25 protein-coding genes and 1 tRNA gene are annotated in these 26,336 nt (G+C 36.3%); 8 read left to right on the top strand and 18 right to left on the bottom strand.

What is annotated here, in order from left to right; translation table 11 throughout:
- Positions 1-2: 2 nt before the first annotated feature.
- The 3 genes from RI844_RS04050 to bioD are packed head-to-tail and all read left to right on the top strand — an operon-like array spanning position 3 to position 2,603.
- Positions 3-1,178: an aminotransferase class I/II-fold pyridoxal phosphate-dependent enzyme gene (locus RI844_RS04050; protein WP_348397185.1), complete on the top strand. Its 1,176-nt coding sequence runs from the start codon at positions 3-5 to the stop codon at positions 1,176-1,178.
- Positions 1,160-1,945, top strand: coding sequence for a malonyl-ACP O-methyltransferase BioC (gene bioC, locus RI844_RS04045; protein WP_348397184.1), 786 nt, complete (start codon positions 1,160-1,162; stop codon positions 1,943-1,945). The genes RI844_RS04050 and bioC overlap by 19 nt, the downstream gene beginning before the upstream one ends.
- On the top strand, positions 1,938-2,603 hold the full coding sequence (gene bioD / locus RI844_RS04040) for a dethiobiotin synthase (protein ID WP_348397183.1): 666 nt from the start codon (positions 1,938-1,940) through the stop codon (positions 2,601-2,603). Before bioC ends, bioD begins: the two co-directional genes overlap by 8 nt.
- 164 nt (positions 2,604-2,767) lie before the next feature.
- Here the strand turns inward: bioD and pepE are convergent, their stop codons facing one another.
- From pepE to RI844_RS03975, 13 genes are all read right to left on the bottom strand, one after another.
- On the bottom strand, positions 2,768-3,472 hold the full coding sequence (gene pepE, locus RI844_RS04035) for a dipeptidase PepE (protein ID WP_348397182.1): 705 nt from the start codon (positions 3,470-3,472) through the stop codon (positions 2,768-2,770).
- 69 nt (positions 3,473-3,541) lie between these two features.
- Positions 3,542-3,949 carry a type II toxin-antitoxin system HicB family antitoxin gene (locus RI844_RS04030; RefSeq protein ID WP_348397181.1) on the bottom strand — a complete coding sequence of 136 codons (408 nt, stop codon included), beginning with the start codon at positions 3,947-3,949 and terminating at the stop codon, positions 3,542-3,544.
- A gap of 412 nt (positions 3,950-4,361) precedes the next feature.
- Positions 4,362-5,057: an SCO family protein gene (locus RI844_RS04025; RefSeq protein ID WP_348397180.1), complete on the bottom strand. Its 696-nt coding sequence runs from the start codon at positions 5,055-5,057 to the stop codon at positions 4,362-4,364.
- A 5-nt stretch (positions 5,058-5,062) separates the two neighbouring features.
- Positions 5,063-5,986: a heme o synthase gene (gene cyoE, locus RI844_RS04020; protein WP_348397179.1), complete on the bottom strand. Its 924-nt coding sequence runs from the start codon at positions 5,984-5,986 to the stop codon at positions 5,063-5,065.
- A 31-nt stretch (positions 5,987-6,017) separates the two neighbouring features.
- Positions 6,018-6,335, bottom strand: coding sequence for a cytochrome C oxidase subunit IV family protein (locus tag RI844_RS04015; protein WP_348397178.1), 318 nt, complete (start codon positions 6,333-6,335; stop codon positions 6,018-6,020).
- A 36-nt stretch (positions 6,336-6,371) separates the two neighbouring features.
- Positions 6,372-7,049, bottom strand: a complete 678-nt coding sequence (locus RI844_RS04010; protein ID WP_348397177.1) for a heme-copper oxidase subunit III family protein — start codon at positions 7,047-7,049, stop codon at positions 6,372-6,374.
- A gap of 7 nt (positions 7,050-7,056) precedes the next feature.
- Positions 7,057-7,731, bottom strand: a complete 675-nt coding sequence (locus tag RI844_RS04005) for a cytochrome c oxidase subunit 3 (protein WP_348397176.1) — start codon at positions 7,729-7,731, stop codon at positions 7,057-7,059.
- Entirely contained in the window at positions 7,731-9,515 is a 1,785-nt protein-coding gene (locus RI844_RS04000) for a cytochrome c oxidase subunit I (RefSeq protein ID WP_348397175.1), read from the bottom strand. The genes RI844_RS04005 and RI844_RS04000 overlap by 1 nt, the downstream gene beginning before the upstream one ends.
- A gap of 26 nt (positions 9,516-9,541) precedes the next feature.
- The gene (gene coxB / locus RI844_RS03995) at positions 9,542-10,936 is read right to left on the bottom strand and encodes a cytochrome c oxidase subunit II (RefSeq protein ID WP_348397174.1); all 1,395 of its coding nucleotides are present in this window, start codon (positions 10,934-10,936) and stop codon (positions 9,542-9,544) included.
- Positions 10,937-11,230: 294 nt separating this feature from the next.
- Entirely contained in the window at positions 11,231-11,788 is a 558-nt protein-coding gene (locus tag RI844_RS03990; RefSeq protein ID WP_348397173.1) for an NAD/FAD-utilizing enzyme, read from the bottom strand.
- 529 nt (positions 11,789-12,317) lie between these two features.
- Positions 12,318-12,394, bottom strand: a tRNA-Pro gene (locus RI844_RS03985).
- A gap of 110 nt (positions 12,395-12,504) precedes the next feature.
- Positions 12,505-14,196, bottom strand: a complete 1,692-nt coding sequence (locus RI844_RS03980) for a DUF3413 domain-containing protein (protein ID WP_348397172.1) — start codon at positions 14,194-14,196, stop codon at positions 12,505-12,507.
- Between the two features lie 21 nt (positions 14,197-14,217).
- Complete coding sequence (locus RI844_RS03975; RefSeq protein ID WP_348397171.1) at positions 14,218-14,439, bottom strand: YejL family protein; 222 nt, start codon at positions 14,437-14,439, stop codon at positions 14,218-14,220.
- A 91-nt stretch (positions 14,440-14,530) separates the two neighbouring features.
- On the opposite strand from RI844_RS03975, the gene yejK reads away from it, so the two are divergent.
- The 4 genes from yejK to RI844_RS03955 all read left to right on the top strand — a co-directional run bounded on the left by yejK (position 14,531) and on the right by RI844_RS03955 (position 18,525).
- The gene (gene yejK / locus RI844_RS03970; RefSeq protein ID WP_348397170.1) at positions 14,531-15,622 is read left to right on the top strand and encodes a nucleoid-associated protein YejK; all 1,092 of its coding nucleotides are present in this window, start codon (positions 14,531-14,533) and stop codon (positions 15,620-15,622) included.
- A gap of 129 nt (positions 15,623-15,751) precedes the next feature.
- A complete protein-coding gene (gene pyrC, locus RI844_RS03965; protein ID WP_348397169.1) occupies positions 15,752-16,780 on the top strand; it encodes a dihydroorotase in 1,029 nt (342 codons plus the stop codon).
- 19 nt (positions 16,781-16,799) lie between these two features.
- A complete protein-coding gene (locus RI844_RS03960; RefSeq protein ID WP_348398314.1) occupies positions 16,800-17,678 on the top strand; it encodes a 6-carboxytetrahydropterin synthase in 879 nt (292 codons plus the stop codon).
- A complete protein-coding gene (locus RI844_RS03955; protein ID WP_348397168.1) occupies positions 17,671-18,525 on the top strand; it encodes a M23 family metallopeptidase in 855 nt (284 codons plus the stop codon). The genes RI844_RS03960 and RI844_RS03955 overlap by 8 nt, the downstream gene beginning before the upstream one ends.
- 68 nt (positions 18,526-18,593) lie before the next feature.
- On the opposite strand, the gene RI844_RS03950 is transcribed toward RI844_RS03955, so the two are convergent.
- The 4 genes from RI844_RS03950 to RI844_RS03935 form a co-directional block, all read right to left on the bottom strand.
- The gene (locus RI844_RS03950; RefSeq protein ID WP_348397167.1) at positions 18,594-19,871 is read right to left on the bottom strand and encodes a tyrosine-type recombinase/integrase; all 1,278 of its coding nucleotides are present in this window, start codon (positions 19,869-19,871) and stop codon (positions 18,594-18,596) included.
- A 248-nt stretch (positions 19,872-20,119) separates the two neighbouring features.
- Positions 20,120-23,104: a PqiB family protein gene (locus tag RI844_RS03945; RefSeq protein ID WP_348397166.1), complete on the bottom strand. Its 2,985-nt coding sequence runs from the start codon at positions 23,102-23,104 to the stop codon at positions 20,120-20,122.
- The gene (locus RI844_RS03940) at positions 23,101-23,778 is read right to left on the bottom strand and encodes a paraquat-inducible protein A (protein ID WP_348397165.1); all 678 of its coding nucleotides are present in this window, start codon (positions 23,776-23,778) and stop codon (positions 23,101-23,103) included. The genes RI844_RS03945 and RI844_RS03940 overlap by 4 nt, the downstream gene beginning before the upstream one ends.
- On the bottom strand, positions 23,768-24,376 hold the full coding sequence (locus tag RI844_RS03935) for a paraquat-inducible protein A (protein WP_348397164.1): 609 nt from the start codon (positions 24,374-24,376) through the stop codon (positions 23,768-23,770). Before RI844_RS03935 ends, RI844_RS03940 begins: the two co-directional genes overlap by 11 nt.
- Positions 24,377-24,680: 304 nt before the next feature.
- On the opposite strand from RI844_RS03935, the gene RI844_RS03930 reads away from it, so the two are divergent.
- Entirely contained in the window at positions 24,681-25,478 is a 798-nt protein-coding gene (locus RI844_RS03930; RefSeq protein WP_348397163.1) for a MipA/OmpV family protein, read from the top strand.
- 267 nt (positions 25,479-25,745) lie between these two features.
- Here RI844_RS03930 and RI844_RS03925 read toward each other — a convergent pair whose 3' ends face one another.
- The gene (locus tag RI844_RS03925) at positions 25,746-26,309 is read right to left on the bottom strand and encodes a phosphoribosyltransferase (protein ID WP_348397162.1); all 564 of its coding nucleotides are present in this window, start codon (positions 26,307-26,309) and stop codon (positions 25,746-25,748) included.
- Between the last annotated feature and the right edge of the window lie 27 nt (positions 26,310-26,336).

Here is a 26,336-nt window from a genome sequence, read left to right as displayed (position 1 = left end):
AAATGTCCTTTTCTTTTATAAAGCCACAACTTGCTAAACAGCAAGAGCTGAACCTTTATCGGTCTCGCAAAGAGTTAGATAAAGGTGCTGGACGCTTATTGGTTCATCAAGGTAAGCAATACATAAACTTTTCCAGTAATGATTACCTCGGTTTAAACCAGCACTGTGATATCAAATCGGCCTTTAAAAAGGGCATAGAGCAATATGGCTGTGGCTCTGGTTCATCAAGCTTAGTAACAGGTTACAGTAAAGCACATCAAGAGTTAGAAGAATTAATAGCTGATTGGTTAGAAGCACCTAAGTGTTTACTATTTTCAACAGGTTTTAGTGCAAATTCAGGTGTGTTATCTGCATTAGGGCAAAGTACTAATACCGGTTATTTTCTAGATAAACTTAGTCATGCATCACTTATTGATGGCGCATTCAACTCTAAAGCTAAAAGCAAACGCTTCAAGCACAACAACTGTGAACAACTTAACGATATGCTTAGCAGTAGTGACTGTAATGACAAGTTAATTATTGCTGAAGGTGTTTATAGTATGGATGGCGATACAGGTAATTTATCCAGTATTAATAACCTTGCTTTAAAACATCAAGCCAATTTATATATAGATGATGCTCATGGTGTTGGCGTGCTTGGTAAAGAAGGTCAAGGCACCTTAGAACAACAAAATATTGAAAAAGGCAGTCACCTTATTCAAATGATCACCTTTGGTAAAGCGCTAGCAACCCAAGGCGCTGCGGTTACTGGTAGCGCAGAATTTATCGATTATTTAGTTAATCGTTGTCGGGATTATATTTATTCTACGGCGATGCCGCCTGCAAATGCAGTGGCGACAATCACCAGTATTAAACTTTGTCAATCTGAACACTGGCGCAGAGAAAAAATAAGCAAGCTTACCTGTTTATTCAAATCTCAACTTGATAACAGTATTGAGATAACAGATTCTCAGTCATCAATAATTGGCATTTTAACCGGCAGTGAAGAAAATGCATTGTATTGTCAGCTACAATTGAAAAACAAAGGTTTTTGGTTAACTGCAATTAGGCCACCGACTGTTGAAATTGGCAAATCAAGGTTACGCGTTACCTTGAGTGCGAGTCATAATGATAAAGATATCATAGAGTTAGCTGATTGTATTAATGAGGTTATAGGCAAATGCCTACAGAACAAATAAAACAACAAATTGCCAATACATTTGGTAATGCATCAAAATCTTACGATGAATCGGCTAGATTACAGCGTTATTCTGGTGAATTATTACTGTCAAATCTACCAAATAATAACGATAGTGTAGTCTTGGATTTAGGTTGCGGTACAGGTTATTTTGCTAACGTATTAGCAACTAAATTTAATACCGTAATAGGCTTAGACCTATCAAAAGAGATGCTCAATTATTCAAAATTGAACCGTAACAAAAACATAAATTGGCTCAATGCCGATATGCACAACATACCATTGGCAGATAACAGTGTTGATATCGTATTTTCTAATCTTGCTATACAATGGTGTAATCCATTAACCGATGCGTTTATTGAAATAAAACGGATATTAAAGCCTGATGGTGTACTTATTTTTTCAAGTCTATTAGATGGTACTTTAAATGAATTAAAGCAATCTTGGCTTAGTGTCGACAACGATGACCATGTTATAGACTTTAATGAGCTAATCGATATTAAGCACTCTTTACAGATTAGTGGCTTGAGCATTACCAAACTAGAGAAAACCCCGGTTGTACTTGATTACGATAATGTTCGACACTTAGCAAAAGAGCTTAAAAATTTAGGCGCTAGTAAAGTACCTAAAAGATCACGTAAAGGCTTGTCAGGTAAAAACAGCTGGAAAAAAATGACCCAAGCTTATGATGGCTATTTAACCGAGCAGGGCGTTTATCCAGCAACGTATCAACTTTGTACTGGTATGGTGATGAATACTCATGAATAAATACTTTATAACAGCAACGGACACTGATGCAGGAAAAACTTTAGTTGCAACAGCAATTACCGCTGGTTTTGTTGCCAATAATAACAAAGTAGCAGTATTTAAGCCTGTTTCTGCAGGTTGTGAGTTAATAGACGGCAATTTAGTGAACCAAGATGCCAAGCTCTTACAAGGTCAGTCAAATTGTCAGCAATCAATTCAAAACATTAACCCTATTGCTTTTGCTGAACCAATAGCGCCACATATAGCGGCATTTAAAGCTAATAGTGCGATACAAACAGATTTGATCAGTGCTTATTTTAACGACGTTATGCAAATAAATGCAGATGTGATCATAACGGAAGGTGCTGGTGGCTGGCGCTTACCTTTAGGAAACGGAGATTTTTTATCCGACTTTGTTAAACAACAACAACTCGATGTGATTTTAGTTGTTGGCATGAAACTAGGCTGTTTAAACCATGCAATTTTAACTTATGAAAGCATACTTAATGATGGTGTGAATGTTGTCGGTTGGGTGGCAAATCATCCGGTGCATATGCAATACCTTGAAGAGAATATTGAATTACTGCAATCTACATTCAAAGCCCCTTTACTAGGCCGACTTGGTTTTATTAGTGATATAGAGCAAGCAATTAACTCTATAGATTTAGAGCTGCTGTAATAATTCGCTCGCGCATTTCGATGAATCCACTTCTTATGGGTTAACTAGTTCCGGTCCATGGAACTGGGGTCAGAGCAAAACCCTATTCAAAAAGAATAGGTTTTGGTCTGACCCCACATGGCTGTACCTGCGAGTATATCGTTGCCAAGTTTTCTTAACTCAGCCTAAAGCAAGAAACTAATGTCCGCATCTGCTGCGATAATGTCTTTTTTACCATTTAAGAATAAATAACCCTGTGCACCACCAATAAGGGTCATACTATTGTCTGTAACTTTTAACGCTGTACCTTCAACGATTGCGGCAATATGAGTGGTTGGATTTAACACCATAAACTCAGCAAGGCGTTGCTCTCTGGTTTCACCATTATGACCCGGAGGATTGTAGTCGGTATAGTGTGGGTTCAATTGCACAGGAATTAACGCCAGTGCATCAAAACTTTTCGGCTGTATTATTGGCATATCATTGGTTGTTCTGATGGTACTTCCCGCTACATTTGAACCAGCACTCCAACCGATATAAGGCATGCCTTTGTCAGTTTTTGCTCTTAGTGGCTCTACAAGGTTATGTTCATAAAGCTGATGTAATAAATGAAAGGTATTACCACCACCAATGGCCACGGCTTGTGCATTGTTTATAGCGGCTACTTGGTCGGTAAAAGTATGCAAACCAATAACTTTGATGTTTAAATCGGTTAGGGCGGTTTGCACCATTTGGGTATATTGGTCGTAGTTGACAGTAACGCCAGCATAGGGAACAAAAACTAATTCTCGAGCTTCGCCAAGGTGTTCATTGATCATTTCTTTAGCGTGCTGTAAATATTCAGTATCGCCAACTCTTGAACTACTTAACAATAAAAGGTTTTTATTCATTTGTTTTCACTTTTGTTTTAAGTTTTTAGACTTAATAGTTTTATTATACAAGACTGCCGTTAAAGCAACTTAACTGTTTTTTAATTCATTTATTGCTGCCGTAGCTAAAAATCCTGAGCGTGTCGCATAGTTAGGGTTTGATGATACACACTCGTCAATTTTCTTAATTAGAAGTTCAGGTAGCGTTACATTAATTTTATGACTCTTCCCTAAAAATGGGGTTATATCAATATCTACAACCGCCCACACTCCGCCTCTAAATTCCATTTTACTTACATGATTTTCAAAGCTTGAAGCATTTGGAATGTCTTCTGAGTACTCTGCCAATAAAGACAGATGACTCTCGATTACCGCAATAATTTCATTCAAAGCGATATCCATAGTTTTAGCTCTACAGCTGCAACCAGGCATGTCTGGAACGGTGACCTTGTAGTCATTAGTTTCAGGATTAAATAACAAAACAATTGGAAAGCGCATAGCCAGTTTCTCTTAATAACATATAAATTATTGATAACTCTAACAACTCTAGGTGATAAATTCAAGGTAACCCTGATAACTCTCCGAAGCTTTATGTCAGTAACCCTGATAACCCTGCTTGCATTATCATGAGTAACCCTGATAACTCTGTCGTTAAGTGTGTAAATATTCACCTACTTGTTAGTTACCAACATGATTGAATTTATTAAATGAGCAGTTAAATAAAAGGCTGGCATTGCGGTATTGAAACTTTGCTCACTAACTTATCCACATATCGTTTAAGCGAAAACAATACAGAGTTAGCGGAGTCTTTATGCTTGTATATAGTTAGTGAATTAAATTATTAATTTGAGACTTAGTTCATTCTTTAATAACTACATTTTAGTGTCTAAATAAAGTGGAGATGGTTTGATCAACTGTTCGATTTTAAATTTAAATAATCAATTGTTGCGGTAATATCTTTATATAACCATGCTTGATTAAACGTTGGTATTGAGTTGTTAATATCATTAAAATTTTCTTGAGGATTAAAAACTGCAACGAGCTTACCTTCAGGATTAATTAAAAATAAATGCACCCCATGGCTAACTTTTATTTGGACAATGGAATTATCAGTTATGGTTTTTATATCGGCTTTAATACCTAAATTATTAGCAAAATCATTATTGAGTTCAGAAGTATCTTCATGGGTTAAACCAATAAATTCATCGTCAAAAAAGCTTAAATATTGTTTTAAGTTATTCGGTCGGTCTCTTGTTGGATCAACACTGTAAAACAAATAATTCAAAGAATATGAGTTCTTAGTTAATTTTTCTTTAATACGGCTTAATAGAATTAAGGTTGTAGGACAAACGTCTGGGCAATGCAAATAGCCATAACTGACTAAATGCCAATTGCCCGTTAATTTTTGATTGTTAAATATTTTGTTATTTTGGTCGATAAGGGTAAAGGGTATGATCTTATACGGATTAATTAATATTGTACCGCTGATCTTGGGCGGTATGAGCGTTTGTTTAGACGGTTGGCTGCTAAGATAAATTAAATGAGTTATCGTCAATAAAATAACTAATCCAAATAGTGCAAAGTGCTGTTTTGATAATGTGTTCATTTTCATTAATGAATATAGACTTGCCAAAAATGATCAACCAATAAGGCCATAAAAAGGCCTAATAGGTAGTATATCGACACATAAAAACATTTGATGGCACAGCCTGGGGTAGGAAAACATTTAAGTTTTATTGCACTAAATATGAACCAAGCGCCTAGCGCTGTAGCGCAAACACAATAAATAGCACCACTCATACCTGTTGCAACCGGGATATAGCTGACTAATACTGTTAATAAGGTATAAATAATGACACAAACTTTAGTATAAGCAACGCCCTTGATAACCGGTAACATTGGCACTTTGGCTTTTCTATAATCATCAACTCTATCTATGGCTAAAGCCCAGAAATGAGCAGGAGTCCAGAAAAAGATGATAGCCAATAGTACTAGCCCATTTATGCTTACCTCATTGGTCATTGCCGTCCAGCCTAATAAAGGTGGTAAAGCTCCAGACAGGCCGCCTATAACGATGTTTTGTGGCGTTGTGTGCTTTAAATAAAGGCTGTAGATAAACGCATATCCAATTAACCCGGCAAAAGTTAATATCGCGGTAAGCAAATTAATATAATTAATAAGCAACAGCATAGAAGTAAATGTTAATAGCGTTGCTAGAAGTTTAGCTTTACTGCTACTCACACTACCTATAACCATCGGACGTTTATGGGTACGCACCATCTTGCTGTCAATATTAACGTCGACTAAATGATTGACAATGGCGGCAGCACTTGCAGCTAAACCAATACCTATTACAGCAATAAACATCGTTGTAAGGCGAGCTAGAGCAGGATCATTAGTTTCATTAGGTGCTAATTGCATGCCAACGAATGCTGTTATCAACAACATAAATACCACTTTTGGTTTGCACATTTCAAAATAAGCTAAGCCGTGCAGGGAAAATTGTTTATGCAAAGTGACTATCTTCTCAACCATTATTAATCCGTTATTTTAATGTTATGAACTGTTACTTGGAAAACGTTAAACGATTTAAATAGGTGTAATCTGCTTCTATCGCCATAAGTGCAATAAAGATAAGTACAGCAATAGGAGGAATAAAGAGTAAAAGTTTTACCGAATATTTTTCCCAACTGACGTGCATGAATATTCCGATAATTAATCCAGCTTTTAAAAACATGAACACTAATATTAAGGTCCAACGAAGAATCCCTTCTAATTGATAGTAGTCAACAAGGTATGAAAGGGTACTTAAAACAAACAACAGTCCCCATATTTTCAAATAGAGACTAATTGGATGTTGTTGTTGATCACTTGACTGACTCATGAAAATTCTCCATTTAACTAATACAACTCTATTAATTTACCAAAGGTAGAAAAAGGCGAAAATAAACACCCAAACTAAATCGACAAAATGCCAATACAAACCGGTGATTTCGACAATATGGAAGCCTTTTTTATCATAATCACCTTTGCGTACTTTATTGGCGACAATCGCCAAATAAATAACACCACAACTTACGTGCAGGCCATGAAAACCGGTGATCATGAAAAAGATAGAGCCGAATTGAGCGGCACCCATAGGATTTCCCCAAGGTCTGATACCTTCATCAACAATCAATTTTGTCCACTCGAATGCTTGCATACCAACAAATGATGCACCTAACACTGCAGTTATAATCATCAAATAAAAAGTCTTTGATTTATCCCCTTTGTAAGCAAAGTTGACCGCCATTGCCATGGTGCCACTACTGGTGATCAGGATGAATGTCATTATGGCGATCAAAACTAATGGTATGTGGTTACCCGCAATAGTAAGGGCAAAAACTTCACTTGAACTTGGCCACTCTACAGTAGTCGTCATCCTAACTTTCATATAACTGGTTAAGAAAATACTAAAGATAAAAGTGTCACTTAATAAGAAAATCCACATCATCAACTTGCCCCAAGGCATGTTGAAGGTTTCTTTATCGGCAGACCAGTCAGCTACAGCACTTTGCCAAGAGCTTGTTTGTTTACTGTGTTTGTCATCATTTGCCATAAATCACCTAAAAGCCGCAAATTTGGGCTATCGTTTTAAATGTTTCAGTAGAGCTGGTTAGTAAAGTGAATAATGCTAACCATACAAAAAATAAGTAGTGCCAATAGGTTGTTGCTAATTGCAGCGCCCGATTAAATTGTGATGAATTATTATTGCGATAAAATACATACAGCAGCCTCATCATTGCTATCAGCCCGCCTATTAGATGTAGAGCATGTAAACCTGTTAGTAAATAAAAAAAGCTGTTGGCAGGATTAGAGTTAACGTAGTAGCCATTGTTGTTTAGTAGTTGCCATACTTGCCACTGACCAAAGATAAATAGCAAACTGACAACCATAGCAAGACAAATTAAGCTAAACCTGGTATTGGCAGAAACCTTGTTTTTAAGTAGCACTGAAAGTTGTAAAAAAATACTGGCGAATAAAATAACCCCCGTATTTATCATTAGTTGATCACTATTTTCTAATGGTAACCAAGGCTCACCAGCCAACGCTTGAAAATCTGAAAATTGAGTGCGTGACAAGAAGGTAATGATAAAAAGGATAAATACTACAGACACAACGGCAAGAAAGAATTTCAGTGCAGTTTTACCGGGAGTATAGTTTTCTTCAAGGTGGGCAAAACCAACACCTGACGAGCTTTCCTGCCAAGGTTTTTCAGCTAGAGTATTAAATAATCCCATTAACTTTCTCCATGCTGTTCAGGGTTTTGGCCTACATAGGTAGAGTTGTCGAGCATTTTTACTTCATTATCGGGGAGGTTTTGCGGTAAGAAATCGACCGCAGCACCAGGCACACTAAAATCATAAGCCCACCTATGTACAACCGGTAATTTTTCTCCCCAATTACCATGTTTTGGTGGATTATCAGGGGTTTGCCATTCTAAACTTGTTGCTCCCCATGGGTTAGGTGGTGATTTTTTGCCATATTTTAAACTGTAAATTACATTATATAAGAATATTAATTGCACCACGCCAACGATTATTGCTGACACGGTAATACTGGCATTTAACGATGCTGCAGAATCAGGTATGAAGTTAGTTTCACCCATAGCAAAATAGCGGCGCGGCACCCCTAAAAATCCTAGATAGTGCATCGGTAAATATATTGCGTAAGTACCTAAAAATGTGAGCCAAAAATGGATCTTTCCTAGACCATTATGAAAATAGCGACCAGTAATTTTTGGATACCAATGATAAATGGCCGCAAATAACACCATTACTGGCGATACGCCCATAACCATGTGAAAGTGAGCAACAACAAAATAGGTATCAGACAGAGGTAAATCAACTACAACGTTTCCTAACCAAAGCCCTGTTAAACCACCGTGGGTGAAGGTAAATATAAAGCCTATTGCGAATAGCATAGGTACCGTTAGGTGGATGTTTCCTTTCCAGAGCGTTAGAACCCAATTATAAACTTTAAGTGCCGTAGGTACGGCAATAATCAGTGTAGTGGTCGCAAAAAAGAAGCCAAAATAAGGGTTCATTCCACTCACATACATATGATGAGCCCATACAACGAAACTTAAACCGCCTATTGCGACAATAGCCCAAACCATCATTCGATAACCAAATATGTTTTTACGAGCATGAACAGCGATTACGTCTGAAACCATTCCAAATGCTGGTAGGGCAACGATGTAAACCTCAGGATGCCCAAAGAACCAGAATAAATGCTGGAATAAAATAGGACTACCATTGGTGTATTGCAATGACTCTCCTAGCGAAATTATCGCGGGCATAAAGAAACTGGTGCCAAGTAATTTATCAAACAACATCATAATGGCGCTAACGAGTAATGCCGGAAACGCAAGTAAGCCTAAAATAGTGGCAATAAATATCCCCCAAATAGTCAAGGGCATCCGCATTAAGGTCATACCTTTTGTTCTTGCTTGTAATACCGTAGTAACATAATTCAAACCACCCATCGTAAACGCGATGATAAAAACACCTAAAGATGCCAACATCAAAATGATGCCTTTATCAGCCCCAGGGGTTCCTTGTAATATTGCTTGCGGTGGATATAAAGTCCAGCCAGCCCCTGTAGGACCGCCTGTAACAAAGAAGCTGCAAATAAGAATGATCACCGCTAATAAATAGGTCCAGTAACTGAGCATGTTCAAATAGGGAAATACCATGTCGCGAGCACCAACCATTAACGGGATCAAATAGTTACCGAAGCCGCCTAGCAGTAATGCAGTTAATAGATAAATCACCATGATCATCCCATGCATAGTGACAAACTGTAGGTATGAACTTGGATCAATAAAAGAAAAACTATCTGGAAAGCCTAATTGCAGGCGCATCATTCCTGAAAGTACGAGTGCGATTAAGCCTACAAATATGGCAGTAACGGCATATTGTATGGCAATAACTTTATGATCTTGGCTCCAAATGTACTTACGAATAAAGCCACTTGGTTCATGGTCTTCTTCTATTTGATCAGCAATCGCAATATGTGTCATAAAAAACCTTTAAATGTGGTTACTTGTTATTCTTGCAAAACGGCTTTGTTTTGTTCGTTATTTATTGGCTGCAGTTGATTGATATAAGCTAAAACCTGCTCAATTGCATCATCGTTTTGTAATAGACGCGACATAAGCACCATTTGTTTGCCGTAAAGATCACCTTCATGTTTGCCACGAATATCATTTTTAAAATTAAGCAACTGACGTTTTAAATACCAGTCGTGTTGACCGGCAAGCCTTGGTGCATTCAATGCGTAATTTCCTTCGCCATTATTGCCATGACAAAAACTGCAATTACGGTATAAAATTTTACCTTTGCTACTATCAGCTTCTGTACGCTGTTTCATTTTATTGTTAGGTAAGGATTGTATATATGCTGAAACATCATTAATGGCTTTATCATCAGGTAAAGTTGCCGACATGGCCGCCATCTGAGCACCAAATGTGTCTTCTGAGGATGATCCTCTTACATTGTGCTTAAAATATTGTAATTGTCGCTTACTGTACCAAGAAGAAAGACCCGCGAGTTTTGGAGCATTCATTGCTTCATTACCTAAACCTTCGACGCCATGACAAGCAACGCACGCTTGATAGTGCTTTTTACCAGCGACTACGTCACCTTTGGGCCGTTGTAAGGATTCAGCAAAGGTTGGGAATTTGCTTAACCAGATATTAAAGTCAGCTTCAGTTTGAACAACCACTTTTCCGCGCATTAAGTAATGAGCTATGCCACATAACTCTTGGCAAAGAACATCATAAGTTCCTAGTTTTGTTGGAGTAAACCAAAAATAACTTGTTATTCCCGGTACCAAATCCATTTTTACCCGAAATTGCGGGATAGCAAAATTATGCAATACGTCTTTCGAACGTTGCAAAACTTTGACTGGTTGGTTTATTGGCAGATGAACTTCGTTAGAGTTTATTAGCACATCATCTTGTCCATTAGGATCATCAGGTCTAATACCAAAAGGGTTCTGAGCAGAAATAACGGTATTATCAATTTTACCTAGTAAGCCATCTTCACCTGGAAATCTGTAATTCCAACTCCATTGTTGACCAACAACTTCAAATTCCTTTGCATCTTCTGGTACATGAACAAATTCAGACCAAACAACTAGACCGGGTGCAAGCATTGCGGCAACGCCGATAGTGGTTATGATTGTTAACCAGGTCTCTAGTTTTTTATTTTCAGGCTCATAATCTGCTTTTTGATCTTTTTTGTGACGGAATTTATAAACAGCGTAAGCAAGAAATAAATTAACTAAAACAAAAACAATACCTGTGACCCACAGAGTTATATCTATGGTGCCATCAATAGAGCTCCAGTTAGAGGCGAGGGGAGTAAACCACCAAGGGCTTAAGAAGTGAAAAATTACTGTCGCTAGTATGAGTATAAGAATAACAATCGCAATTGCCATACCATATGAATCCTTTTAAATTATTATTACTGTTATTTATGCTTCTATGGCATTACCAGTTCTAATTATTTATTTAGGGTTTCCACTACAAACTACGAAAAGACCAAATAATTTTATCTTTATTAAACATAGTCTATTTTTGGTATTTGACCACAAGTATTTGAAATTTCTGTTATTACAGAATTTAACTTTTAGAAGAAGGATCATTAAGCAGAAAGCTTAATTTCGATAAGTTAAAAATAAAAAATGCCGTATAACATTAATAATACACGGCATTTATATGAACATAGTATGTTATGGCATGGTTTTCATAAAGTCATGATACTTGTCTTGGCCTCTAACCACCCATGATGGTGTGGCTTCCCCAAGTCCTTCAACCACTAAATTTGGATGATGTTTCATCAATCTTTTTAGCAGCGGTTCTTGCTCAGGTTCAGCATCAACAAAAAATATATGATTACCTTCAGCCAACATTTTTTGGAAACGGACAAACTCAACATTAGGACGTTGAATACCTATAAATCCACCTTCCCAAGTACAAAAGCCTAATACAACTACAGCTAAGAATATGAAAGGCATCCATCCAGCTGCGCCATTTGTCCACTCGAGTAAATATGCCGTAATTAAAACTAATGCAGCCCCAGCTAAGCCAACTAAAGCGCCAACTTCAGTCGAATGGACCACATCTTTTTTTAATACCGACTCTACTTCATGTAGATGGTGTTTTTGTACTTCCGCATCATTTTCACTTAATACGTGCATTTGCGGTGTGGTAAATCCCTCTTTTAGAAGCTCGTTTTCAACGTCTTCTAATTCATCCAAATCATTGCTTAAATAATAATGGCGTACCATAAGGTTCTCCGCGTTGTTCAGTGTTGAAAAATATTCATTAAACAAGTGCGGTTTGGGGAGAGTGCACAACTGAGCGAAACATATTTAATGAATGCTTAAAATAAGTATAGCAGGTAAATAAAATAAGAAGGGTTAACGGTTAATTGAGGTGAATTTGGGAAATCTATTCATAACGTTTTAAAAACTAAGAACGTGGTGAGACCCTTTTGAAAAGACATCTTTTAAATAAAATATTTTTAAGTTTGAAATTGGTCGGGATATTAGGAATTAGTAACTTGTGTACTTATTATTAAATATTTTGAAATTGGTCGAGATATCAGGAATTAGTAACTTGTGTACTTATTATTAAATATTTTGAAATTGGTCGGGATATCAGGAATTAGTAACTTGTGTACTTATTATTAAATATTTTGAAATTGGTCGGGATGTTAGGAATTAGTAACTTGTGTACTTATTATTAAATATTTTGAAATTGGTCGGGATATTAGGAATTAGTAACTTGTGTACTTATTATTAAATATTTTGAAATTGGTCGGGATGACAAGATTCGAACTTGTGACCTCACGTCCCCCAGACGCACGCGCTACCAGGCTGCGCTACACCCCGACTATTTTCAATTAATACACCATCTATAAAGAACCATATAAATGACACTTCAATAGTAATTAAGTTTTTAGCGGTTGCATAGCTAAAATTGAACTTAAGTGTTTGATTGTTTAATTCTTGTTCTGATCTATTGATTTGTTTTGTAAACTAAATGAATTAATTAGTTTTACGCCATCGATAAGCATTGGAAAATCAGAATCTTCACTAATTAATGTATCGAGTTGAGTCGAATAAGTTTCGAAATTTCCTTGTTGATCGATAAATAAATTTTTATCTTTCTTAATCACTAATAAACCGTTTTCAGCTGTATTAGCAAATAATCGGTCATCATTTACTCGATAAATGTTATGGCCGTTACTGTAGCGCTTGTAATCTAAACGGCAATTAAACCAATTTCGCATTAAAGTACTTTGTACATCCATAACACTCGTTAATTCATTAATTGCTCGACTTTGCTTTTCAGCGAAGATAAATAGAGCAGGTTTTGGTGTTAATGTAGTTTTATCTAAATCGTTACCTAAAGAACTTAGCCAGATGATATCTTTTAAATCTTTTTGTTGCTGCGCTAGTAATAACGCATTTACAAACAGTTCATATTGATAATCGGTTTGACCTGAAAAATAGAAAACATGCAAGCCAGGTTTTAAACCATTTAATTTATCAGCAAACAGAAAGCTCGATATATCTTCGTATTGGCTTTGATTGGTAAATAAATTCGAAAGCCACAATGGTAAATCTGAGTTACCGTCTTTGCTGGCAAAAACATTAATTGACGTAGTTAACTGTGCAGCATTAATTTGCTGGAACAACATAGGTTCAGCTTGCTGAGCTTTCATATCTTCTTGATAAATAGTAGGAAGACCATAGAGCAGGTTAAACCAAGCATCATGACTACTCGCATTGTCGATGTAATTTAGTAAGTTACTACCTTTTACACTTGAGCTTTGATTAAATTGGTTGAGTTGCTTTTCAGTTAAAACTTTATCATTTAACACTAAAAATGTAGAACGTTGTGGAGTATTTATGTTTTTGCATACCTCTGTAAGTTCCGGGTAATCAGGCGTTTTATTGGTAAATGAGAAAGGATTATTTTTGCGTTGAACATAATCTGTACGATCAAATAGACCATATTTTGTGAGCAGGGTTTTTGCCGTAGAAGGATAAGAGAACGGTAATACAGTGTCTTGCCTTAATACACTGTATTCAAGGTCTGCATCGGCCCACACGTGGATTATATGAGAAATAAAGAAAGAAGAAACAAATACACCAACCAAATATTTAGGTGCTTTGAGTTGCTGTAATTCTTTAAGGTGCTTCCAACAATAATTACTCATCACTAATTGAAATAATAAAATGGCAATAAATATTATCCAATTTAAGGTGGTCAAAGAAAGCGTTCCAAATTGAAACTTTTCCTTTAACAATGCAAATATCTGCGAGCTTGAGTCGGTATTTATATGATAACCAAGTTCAGCATAGGTAAAACCGTCAATGACCAATAAACATAGGGCGAAACTAAAGACAAACGATGCGGCGCCGCGAATAAACCTTGTTTTAGGGAACAATAAAGTAAGCGGAAATACAGTTAAAACAAAACAGATAAAAGTTAAAAAAGCCATATGACTAAACCAATTGGTTAGCATATAGGCTTTGCCAATTAATGTTTCGGGTATGCCTTCAGCATGAAGAAATATAACAGCAATTAAAATTGCGGCACCGACATTAAAGAAGGTAAACCAATGTCCCCAACTAATAAGATGCAATAACCTTTTACTGTATGAACTATTTTCTGTAGTAACCATATAAATATTCGCGAAATTTTGTTATTTTATTGTTTTTGTTGATTGAGCTAATGCATTGGCAAAGTTTTTAGCAATAGCGTCTCTTTGTTTTTCTGGAACTTGATTATTTATAATTGTTGATAGAGTGTTACCAAGACACATCAAGGCAAGATCTGTAGAAGCTTCTTCCTTTACAAGTACATCAATTAAATTTTGAACAATCTTTTCTACACGTTCATTAGAATATTTAGATACAATAGGCATTATTTTTTAAATTACATCCTTTTTAAGGGTTTTTAGTTTAATAGCATTTAGTTTATCAAAACCTAACACAAGTTAAAACTGACCAATTATTATGAGTTTAATTATAACCAATATCGATCTGCATTATCTAACTAAAGCAGAAAATAGTACCGAAGTTAAAATAACATCAAGTAAAGGGCTGATTGAAATCAATGAAAAAATTACAAATTTCATTGAATCTCTTCACAATACTTATAACAGTAAGGGGAGTAAAGCCTACGGTTCATTTAAAGATGAAGCAAGTGAAGATGTATCACAACCATTTAAAAAGTTGATGCAAGATTATTTAGACGATCAAGAACAATTTATCCCGTTTTCAAATCAGGCCAGTATCAGATTAAAACAAGAACTTGAAAAATATGATCTTGCTGAAACTGGTTATTTAGTAACTTGCCACTATGAAATGCTCGGTGGCCGTTACTTATTTGTCTGTTTATTGCCTGTTACTGAACATTACTACGTTGATGGTGAGTTAAATATAGCTGCTGATCAACATATTGATAGCTCTAAAATGCAACTAGCAGCCAGAATCGATTTATTTGATTATGCTGATTCACCTGAGAAATTACGTTATATCTCTTTTATAAAAGGGCGTGCCGGCCGAAAAGTATCAGATTTCTTTTTAGACTTTTTGGGTTGTGAAGAAGGCGTTGATCCTAAGCAACAATCGCACGTATTAGTACAAGCGGTTGAAGATTTTGTAAATGTAAATCAACTAAACCCTGAAGAAAAACAAAATACCAGAAAAGAATTGCTTTCTTATTGTAAAGAACAACAACAAACAGGCAAAGAAGTTGACTTACAAGAGTTATCGCAAGCTATTCCGCATGAAGATAATGGCGATGAGTTTTTTAACTTCTGTAAAGAAAATGAATATGAAATTGAACATAGCTTTCCGCATGATCAAGCCGTAATTAACAAAGTAACAAAATATTCCGGCTTTGGTGCTGGCATCAGCGTGAGTTTTGAACGCTCGCACTTTGGTACTGATGTTACCTACAACCCGTTAAAAGGCTCTTTAACTATTCATAAAGTACCGCCAAACTTAAAAGATCAGTTAATGAAACTACTTGCCGCTGCTGAAGACGAAAAGCTAAAGCAGGAAGAAAGCCTGAATCAAGCAGAAACAGTAAATAAATTTTAGTTAATATATTTAACTAAAATGCAATAAAGTGTTGATTTGATTGTCTTAAAAATTAGGGCAAGATAAAATCAACGCAACACAAATATATAAATTTGCTTACTATAAATTAAGCTGAATAAGTTGGAAACTATGACTACATTAACAATTACTCGTCCAGACGACTGGCATGTACATTTACGCGATGGCGAAGTACTAAAAGATACAGTGAGAGACACAGGCCGTTATTTTGGCCGCGCAATCATCATGCCAAACCTGGTTCCACCGGTAATGAATGCTGAGCAGGCACAAGAGTACTTTGATAGAATTCAAGCGGTTAACGAAACTGAGCACTTTCAACCTTTAATGGTGTTATATCTTACAGATAATACAACGGCACAAGACATTAAAGATTGCAAAGAAAGTGGTATTGTTTACGCGGCTAAATTATATCCTGCCGGCGCTACAACCAATTCTGCATCGGGTGTGACTGACATTAAAAATATTTACCCAGTGCTGGAAGCGATGCAAGCGGAAGATATGCCGTTATTGCTACATGGGGAAGTAACCGATAACGACATAGATATTTTCGATCGTGAGAAAGCTTACATAGACAGGATTTTAACACCCGTAGTGAAAGACTTTCCAAATTTACGTATTGTACTTGAACACATCACCACAAAAAATGCTGTAGATTTTGTTAATAACGCTAGTGAAAACGTAGCTGCCACAATAACAGCACATCATTTATTATTTAACCGCAATCATATGTTAGTTGGTGGTATACGCCCACATTACTTCTGTTTACCAGTACTTAAACGCAATACTCATCAACAAGCGTTAGTAGAAGCAGCAACCAGTGGTAGTACTAAGTTCTTTTTAGGTACAGACTCAGCACCACATACCAAAGCGAATAAAGAAAACGCTTGTGGGTGTGCAGGAGCGTACACAGCCCATGCTGCAATAGAATTATATGCTGAAGTGTTTGAGCAAGAAAATGCACTGGATAAACTTGAAGGTTTTGCCAGTTTCAACGGCCCTGACTTTTATAAGTTACCACGTCATACTGATTCAATTACATTAGTTAAAGAAAGCTGGGACGTTCCAGCAACTATGCCGTTTGGTAACGATGTTGTTGTACCTATTCGTGCTAATGAACAAATTTTATGGCAAGTAAAGTAGGGCAAGGTTGATGAAGAACATGCAGCTGTTTGTTAATGATTTAACCGTAATTGATTTCTCTTATTTATGTAGTGAAAGGGGAGTTGTCGGTGAAAGTTGGATAGTTGACGTGCTATTATCTGGCGACTTAAATGCTGAAAGCATGGTATTAGATTTTGGCATTGTTAAAAAACAAATCAAAGCTATTATTGATGACAGCGTTGATCACAAATTAGTGTTGCCAACACAAAACTCTGATATTTCAATTTCAAAATCTAACCGTAGTGATCATTTATATGTTGATTTCGACGTAAAAGATAATGGTATATTTTTACAATCACCAAGTGCTGCATTTGCTCAAATTGAAACTGACTATATAAACGAACTTAGCGTAACGCGTTACCTGGAAAGTGTTATAAAACAACAACTTCCAGAAAATGTTCAGGGAATCGAATTAACGTTGCGCGCTGAAAATATAAATGGTGAATACTACCATTATACCCACGGCTTGAAAAAACATGATGGAAATTGTCAACGAATTGCACATGGGCATCGCTCTACCATTCATATTTATGAAAATGATGTCCGATCAACGGATCTTGAGCAAATGTGGTGCAATCGCTGGCAAGATATTTACTTAGCAACAGTGTCAGATCAAATTGAGCTAAGCCAAGTAGAACTGTCAGAACAAGCTAAGGGTAAATTAAAACCCGATCACCAATACTTTTCTTACTATGCACCGCAAGGAAGGTTTGACATTGCGGTTAGAGCAGGCACACTAGAAATAGTTGATTGTGATTCTACAGTTGAACTATTAGCAGATTATATTGCCAGACAATTAAAAGCTGCAAACGATGCTAATAACTATAGAGTTGTAGCATTTGAAGGTGTAGGTAAAGGAGCAATAGCAAGTGCATAAGAAGTTTCCAGTTAGTAAACTAGTATCGGGCTTATTATTAGTGTGTTTGAGTCAATCTGCAAAAGCTAAGGTTTTACTTGAGCTAGATGGTGACATCACTCAAGGTGGATTGGTTGTAGGTTCAACGAGTCCTAGCAGTGAAGTTTATTTCGATAAAGATCCATTAAAAGTATCTCGCCATGGCTTATTTACCTTAGGTTTTTCTAGAGATGATGAACAAACCCATGAGCTTAAAATTATAAATTCCGAAGGTAAAGAGTTGGTCCAATATTTAACACCTTCTAAACGCGAGTATAATGTACAAAGTATTGAAGGCATTGATAAAAAAATTATGCAGCCAAGCGCTGAGGCGCTTAAGCAAATTACTAAAGACAGTATACAAATTAGAGCCGCAAGGGCAATTTCTTCAGATAATATTGATTTTGCCCATGGTTTTAAAGCGCCATCTACAGGCAGGATCACTGGCGTTTATGGTAGCCAGCGTATTTATAATGGTGTTCCTAAAAATCCGCATTATGGCTTAGATTATGCTGGCCCCAAAGGTACTGCGGTAAAATCTCCGGCTGCAGGTATTATCACACTTTGGTCGCCTAATATGTTTTATTCTGGTGGCACATTGATTATTGATCATGGTCACGGTATTACATCAACATTTTTGCATTTAAGCGCAAGCAGAGTTGAAGTTGGTGATAAAGTTCTACAAGGTCAGGCAATTGCTGAAATTGGTTCGACAGGGCGCTCAACTGGTCCGCACCTTGATTGGCGGGTAAATTGGCATAATGTCAGACTGGACCCCGCATTAGCATTAACCCTACCAAATTCACATACCTTTAAAGCGGCTGAATAGCCGCTAGTGGCTTGGTTGATCTGAAATTAACCCTTAACACCATTCCCTGAATTTATTTCAGGGTCTCATTATCTACTTTCTATTAGCCGTTTCTTACCTGATTTAGCACGCTCTAGGTGATCTGACTGTACATAAACTCTATCGGTTGTGCCCATACTTGCATGGCCAAGTTCATCAGCCATATGTTTTAAAGGTCTGGAGTCTATATCCATCGACGCACCAGTGTGTCTAAGCCAATGGGTTGTTGCTTCTTTTAAGGTTTGTGCTTCATTAGCAAAACCTTCTTTAACCATTTGTTCAAAGGCAAAGTCGAATGCTTGTTGAACAATTCTGCGTAATTGACGCGATGTCATACCGCCAGAGCCTTTAAGTTTATGGATCAACGGATCTGTTTCACTAGATAATGGATAGCCTGATAAGCCGCGACATTCCCGGTAACGTTCCAGATATAAAAGATAGGAGTCAGGCACCGATACATCTCGTTGTTTAGAGCCTTTACCAAATACTTTGAACCAGTGATTCTTGTCTTTATCTTGCCAAAAATGGCCCATAACAGGTGCCCAATTATTGCGTTCTGAAAGCTCTGATATACGTAGATATAAGGTTTTGAGGCTTGCTATGATAAAAAGGGTGCGTTCATGATCTTCATTTTCATCGGCCATTTTTGTGGCGCTTTCAAGGATATAATCCCATTGTAGGCTTGATAAACGCTTAACTTCGGTAAATGAGCTGTCTTTGATCAAAAACGGGCAATCTTTTTTAACTGAGGCAATAGCATTACCAAAGGCGTAATCTTCAGTAACCAAGTAGTCGTAATAAACATTAAGCACTGAAAATGTTGCTTTTAGTGTATCTTGAGAGCATTTGTAGTTTAGTTTTTTTTGCTTATGGTCCACATTGGCTAAACGTTGCGCCTTAGGAATTTTGATGGCAAACGGGCGCCAGTCAGGGTTGATATCACGAATTCCGTTGCGATTATCAAAGCGACGATACACATTATCTGAGATCCAATAATGTGGTGGCTTATTAATAAAATCGATGTAGGTTTCTAGATCTCGACGTTTTAATTGCACCACAGATTTTTTTGCAATAAGCCATGACCACAATAAAAACTTTTCAGTTTCACCGCGAAATAAATTATAGGTAGCTTCATTTCGTCGACCTTTAGATTGAAGAAACTCTTTAGTGTAACGGTAATCTTCTAATGCATCTGGAACAGTTTGAGAAGCTTGCTCGACAAAAATTTTAACATTAGGATTGTCATCACAGAACAATGTATTTTTATGGATAAGTTGAAAATAGCGATGAGAATCGAATAATGGCTCAGCGTTGAAAACATCTGACATAGAAAAGTACCAAAGTTATTATTATTGAATGCTAATGGTTATAAATGCCAAATCTTAATTTTTATTAAGTAACAGCATTACAGCCTATGTTAAATACTTTGAAAGTAAATGTCCACTAATTAACATTAACGGACATTTCAGTGTAAGGAATACGCCCTTGTTTAACTCTATAGCCAATAAACAGCTATTTTAAATCCGTTGATAAAATTAAGGCTACTTAATTAGCAGCCTTACTTAATCATCATTTTTTATTTCGTTAACACTGGTTTCCAGTCATGCCAACTTTCTTCAGCTTCAGAATTTAAATTGAATGTGTGTCCATTTTCAATTGCTGTTGCTTCTGGATCTTCCGGCGTAGCGAATGCGATACCACCAGCTAAAATTGCTTCAATAGATGTAGTGTCCACTTTGACACCAGAAAATAAACCCGCATCAATTTTTATACCACTGGCATTGTAAAACTCAGTTTTGTTATTCACCAACTGCGTATATTGATCATCTATATTGATATAAATATAAACACCATCAGAATTTTCATTAAGGTTCACACCTAGAACTCGTCCTACTTTTACTTGTCGATAATAAACTGGATTGTCGATATTGATTGAACCTTTAACATTGCTGGTTAAAACGATATTAATTCCATTAGGTTTTGCTGTTGTTGCCGGTTCATTTAATAAGCCAGTAAATTCTGTTATCTGTTCACCATTACCCGCTAAAACACCAATGTAATTTCCGGTAAAATATGCTTTCGCATTAGCTACTCTTGCCATACTAACTTCAGGTTTAACTAACCAAAACTTAGAGCCTGTGGAACTTAATTTAGAGTGGTCTTTACTTAATGTTAATAATAACTTAGTTTTCGTTAATGCTTCATTGAGTTTCACTGACATTACATGACCGACAATATGCCCTGCATATTGAACAGTCGCATTAACCTTTATGTCTACAACTTCATTAAAGGTTAACGTCACTTCTGTACCTGATTGATTCATTGTATCGAAGTTAGGATGCAATACGAATTCTGTCATTTCTTCGGCTAAATCATCTAAATTTGCACGCTCATTATCTAAAGCAATCCCTCCTCTGATAATGCTCTGCAAACTTTCCGTTTGTATTGTCATACCTGTCATATCTGCATGAGCTCTTATGCCACTACTTTGATAAAATTGGGATGTGTTGCTAACTAAATGTCTAAAATTGTCCTCTATGGTAGCAGCTACTTCTACGTGCATGCCATCGTCACTAAAATAAACAGTATCTACTATACCTATAACCATTTTCATATATGAAATTGGCGTGCCTTTTTCAATTGAATCGGCATCTTTTAATTTAAAGCGTACTTGTAAACCGCTATCATCTGCAGACGATGGAGGTGCTTTAGCCAGCAATTTAAAATGATTTTTATATTTTGTACTAAAACCAGGCTTAACCTGTATGAAAGTTCCGGTTAGTAGTGCATTGAATCCGGCTAAATTACCAGTGGAAAGTTTAGGCTCGACAATCCAAACTTTCGAATCTTCCTTAAATAAATTTTTATAATCACGATGATAGCCAATAGAAATAATAGAAGATTTAAGATCTGAACTAGGCGTTATATCTTTTATAGTGCCTATATGTTTATCAGCAAACATTAATTTGGTAATTCCCGCGGTAAGTTCATATTTAATTGCTGCAGTGATCGTAACTTGTTCAGTATTTAAAGCATCTTCAAAATTTCTGTTTAATTCAAACGTTGTACCATTTGTTACCGTTTGTGCATCATCAAAATCTATGGTGTGAAAAGACACTCCGCCAACTAGCATTGATTGTAGCGGTGAGGTTTTGACAGTAAAGCCTTTTAATGAGCCTGAAACCTCTAGTCCCCCTTGTTCATAAAATACTGAAGTGGAATTAATTAAATGTACGTATTCTTTTTCAATATGTATATGTACATTAAAAAATCGCTGGTCTTCTGATAATTTATGATTTTGAACACTACCTACCTTTAAGTTTTTATAAAATACAGGAGAGCCAAAGGCTAAGGAGTCGACACTGTTTGCTTCAATATTAAGGTGTAATCCCTCTTCAGAATACTTTAATGCCGGTACAGAAGGTAGCACATCAAATTCTCTTGTTGGCTCCCCCCCTCCTATGCGAAAAGAAACATAGGTGCCACTAAGCAATCGATCAACATTAGAAATCCCTGCTAAGCTGATACTTGGTTTTACCAACCAAAACTCCATCTCACTTAGTAAGTATGGCTCTAGCCTTGGATCAAATAACACTGATGCTGTAACGCCACCTTTAGCTTGGTTATAAACAAAGTCTTCTATGGTTGCCACTTCTACACCTTCGAAGATAACCTTAGTGATCCCTGCTTTTATGCCACTATTGCGGGGAAAATTCATTTTAACCACAATACCTGCTTTAGCTTCATCAAAGCCTTCATATAAAGGGTATTCGGTAAAGTTTTCAACTTTGGTTTTAATATCTCCGATTTCTGGGGTATAAAATGCGATACCACCACCTATCACTGAAGCTAAAGATTGAGTTCTTAATTTAAAACCAGACAAGTCTCCTTTCATTTCAATGCCACTTGCATTCCAAAAACGTGTATTAAGTTTTATTAAATCTTTATGCTCTTCATCAATTAACAGATTAATTTTAATATGGCTTTTATCTTCGGAAATATCATAACCATATACTTCCCCTACCTTTATTTGCTTGTAATAAATACTGCTACCGTGAGCAATTGAACCGAGCTCTTTAGAATGTAGAGTTACATGTAATCCTGGGGAGTCTTCAGACTTAGGTGGCGGTTGTTTTAATGCGACAAACTCTTTTACTAATTTAGTGCCTTCTTCAGGTAATATTTCGAAATAATTCCCGGTAATTACTGTATCAAGGCCTGATACACCAGATAAGCTAATTTCTGGTTTAACTAACCAAAATAGAGAGTTTTCTGAAAGATACTGTTTAACACTATTATTAACTTCAACAGAAACTAATACTGTATTTAGGTTTTCTAAATCTAAATCTGTCACTAGCCCAACTGGAAAACCTTTGTAGCGAAGCTCGGTTTTTCCAATAACAATGCCTTCAGCACTATCTGTTTTTATTACTATATCAATTCCAGCATCACTGAAAGATTTGAATAACAACCATAAACCAATTAACGCTGCCAAAACAGGCAATAACCAGATCGACGATATTGGTGATTTATTTGAAATAACAGCTTGTTCTTCACTCATCTTTTATTTTTCTTCTCTTTAGTTAATGCCATTTCATTGTCTTCTTCATCCCATAATAGACGTGGATCGAAGCTATTGGCAGCAAAAATAGTTAAAATTACCATAATTCCAAAAGCCGTTGCCCCCGGCCCGGCAACAACCTCAACAACGGCACCTATTTCAACCAAGGCGACTAATAAAGCCACTACAAATACATCTAACATTGACCAGCGGCCAAATAATTCTATATAGCGATACATTTTAGTACGCTGTTGTTTGGTAAGTTTGGATTTGTTTCTTAATGATAGTAGCAAAACAAACAATCCGATGATTTTAGCTAATGGCACAACAAAACTGGCAATAAACACAATAGCTGCAATCGGGTACATACCAAACTTAAGTAATAATACAATACCAGAGAGTATGGTATCTGGTTGGCCTTTGCCAAAGTAAAGAATGGTCATAATGGGATATGCGTTGGCAGGAATGAATGCAATTAAAGAGCAAATAGTTAACGCCCAACAACGTTGTAAAGAATCATATATACGCATATGAATTTTACTATCACACCTTGGGCAGTAATTATCTATTGATTCATCAATATCAATCAAAAGGTTACACACATGGCATTGGGCCAAACCTTGGGCTTTAGCTGTGTTACTTTCTTGATTGCTGGATTTTAAATCAGTGCTCATAGTCAAGATCATCCCAGATCATCTGTTTATCCAAAGTTACCTTTAATGATAATACGCAAAGCATAAATGCACTAAAACATAACAGTCCTAAATTAAAGGATAAATCGGCCATATCTTTAAGTTTTATAATAGATACTAATATTCCTATCAAGAATACCTCTAGCATTTCCCAGCTATCAACGTGATGATAAAACAACATTAATTGTTTATAGAAAGGATGTTGATGGCGCTTGTGTTTATACCCTAAAGTAACAAAAAACGCTGCACTTAATTTTACCAAAGGTGCCAACACACAAAATAAGAAGATTAAGGTTGCTACTAGATAAAGTTCTGTTTGCCATAATGCAGATATTCCAGACATTAAACTTGCAGAGCTTTCTACAGAAAGTAACTGCATTGACATAAGTGGGAAAAATGTCGCTGGGATAAACAACAAAAGACCTGTGCCACTAATTGCCAGGGTACGATTTATTGAATCATATTTTTTATCTACAATATGATGATGACACCTAGGGCAACTAGCAACCTCACCTTCATTAATAGAAGTGATTGTTATTAATGTATCACACTCATAACAAGCAAATTGCTTTTGATTCAAAGTTAACAACGCCTAGCATTAAAGGTTTTATGTATATGATTGTTAGTAATAAATTTAATTTAGGCAAGCTTTATATGAATATATTTAAATAAAAACCTCTTGGTTAGGTTGTTTTTTAACCTTGTTTGTAATCAGCTAATTACAACTTTATGATTTTTCTTAGAAAATTGTAACCTTTAGATGTTTTTTCTTGCATAGTTTGCGTTTTAAACTAATACTTAATAACTAGAGGAATTAAGTAAATTCCCTTTAAAAAAATAATTAGCCTTCCACAAGGTTTGTATTTGTATTTAAGGATAATAAAATGAAAAAATTATTAGTTACGTCGCTACTTTTAGCGTCAACTTCAGCTATGGCTGGTGGGTCTGGTGTTGCAGGTAGTGTTAGTGATGTACCAGATACTCCAACTGAAGCTAAATCTGGCTGGAAAGCGTCTGTAGGTTTAGGTGTTGTTAATGCGCCTACTTTTGCTGGTGTTGATGATACCGAATCAACTGGAGTGCCATTAATTAATGTAAGTTACAACGATACGTTTTACTTCGAATACAACAAATTAGGTTGGTGGGCTTGGAAACCTCAAGATACAGGTTTCCGTGTTGGTTTGGTTGCGCAATCTCGCAAAGGTTATGATCGTGGTGACGGTCCTTGGATAGAGCATGAAGTAGACGATACAGGTTTAGCTGGTGTTCGCGCCCAGTGGAAATCAGGTATGTTTAAATTAGATGCATCTTTACTCGCTTCGTCTGAAGAAGACAGTGGTGGTGAAATGCATATCACTGCTAGTTATACCTTCTTAGCGTCAGCTAAAGGAACATTAACGGGTATGGTAAAAGCAGAATCATTATCAGAAGATTCAGTTAACTACTTCTACTATGGTGCAAATGCGAATTCTGGTGACCCATTATTCTCTGGCGGTGAAAGCACTACAAACGTTTCAGTAGGTCTTATTGGCACATATAATATTGCTCCACAATGGACATTAATCGGTGCTGTTTTAGCAACTTCATACGGTGATGCTATCTCTGATGCTCCAACTAACCGTGGAACTGGAATGGAAGATTCAGGCACAACAGCATTAGTTGGCGCTACATACACATTCTAGTTATAAGTAATTAGTTTGATGATATAAAGGTCTCTTGTGAGACCTTTTTTATTTCCCTTACTCAAATATAATTTTGTACCATACGAATTAATACTAAACTCCTTCCGTCATAAAACGCTTAAATTTTAACGTTTTCATGGTAAATTGTTATCATTCATCCCTGAAGTTTTACTAATTTATCACCATCCGTGGCAGTTTACATTCCATCTTCTCTGAAAACAAAAAAGAGCACCTAAGTGCCCTATTCATATAAATCATAACAATTTATTATTCTTCAAATAATATGTCATGAATATTGGTCAAATCTTGCTTGCCATTAATAATTTCTTCTTTAGTCAATCCCGATAATTCATGCGGGAACACTAACCATTCATCAGAAGAATGCACATAGTAATCAGGTACAATATCAACTTTTGAGTTTTGTGGTTTATACCACGGGCAGGCAACTCGAATATCCTTTGGCGTGTTTAACCGCATTTGCTCTTGGATTTTTTCAATCAAGGCCGCAACACTTCGGCCTGAATCAAAAACATCGTCAACAATTAATAATGAGTCACCAGCATTAGCATTTTCAATAAGGTAATGTAAGCCATGTACTTTTATTTCTTTTGCTTGCTGGTTAATACCGTAATATGACGAAGTACGAACAGCAATATGATCAGTTTCGATTTGCTTGTAATCAAAGTACTCTTGTACTGCAATACCAATCGGTGCGCCACCACGCCAAATTCCGATAATGAACTGCGGTTTAAAACCATCTTTATATACTTTATGTGCAACACGAAATGAATCTTCAAGAAGTTCTTGTGCGGTAATGAATTTTTTATCCATATTATCGGCCTCATGGATTGAGCTTAT

This window comes from Thalassotalea fonticola (genome assembly GCF_032911225.1).
GTDB classification, from domain to species: domain Bacteria; phylum Pseudomonadota; class Gammaproteobacteria; order Enterobacterales; family Alteromonadaceae; genus Thalassotalea_A; species Thalassotalea_A fonticola.
Note: the sequence above shows the minus strand (reverse complement) of the source record. Positions and strands in the feature narration are given on the sequence as shown.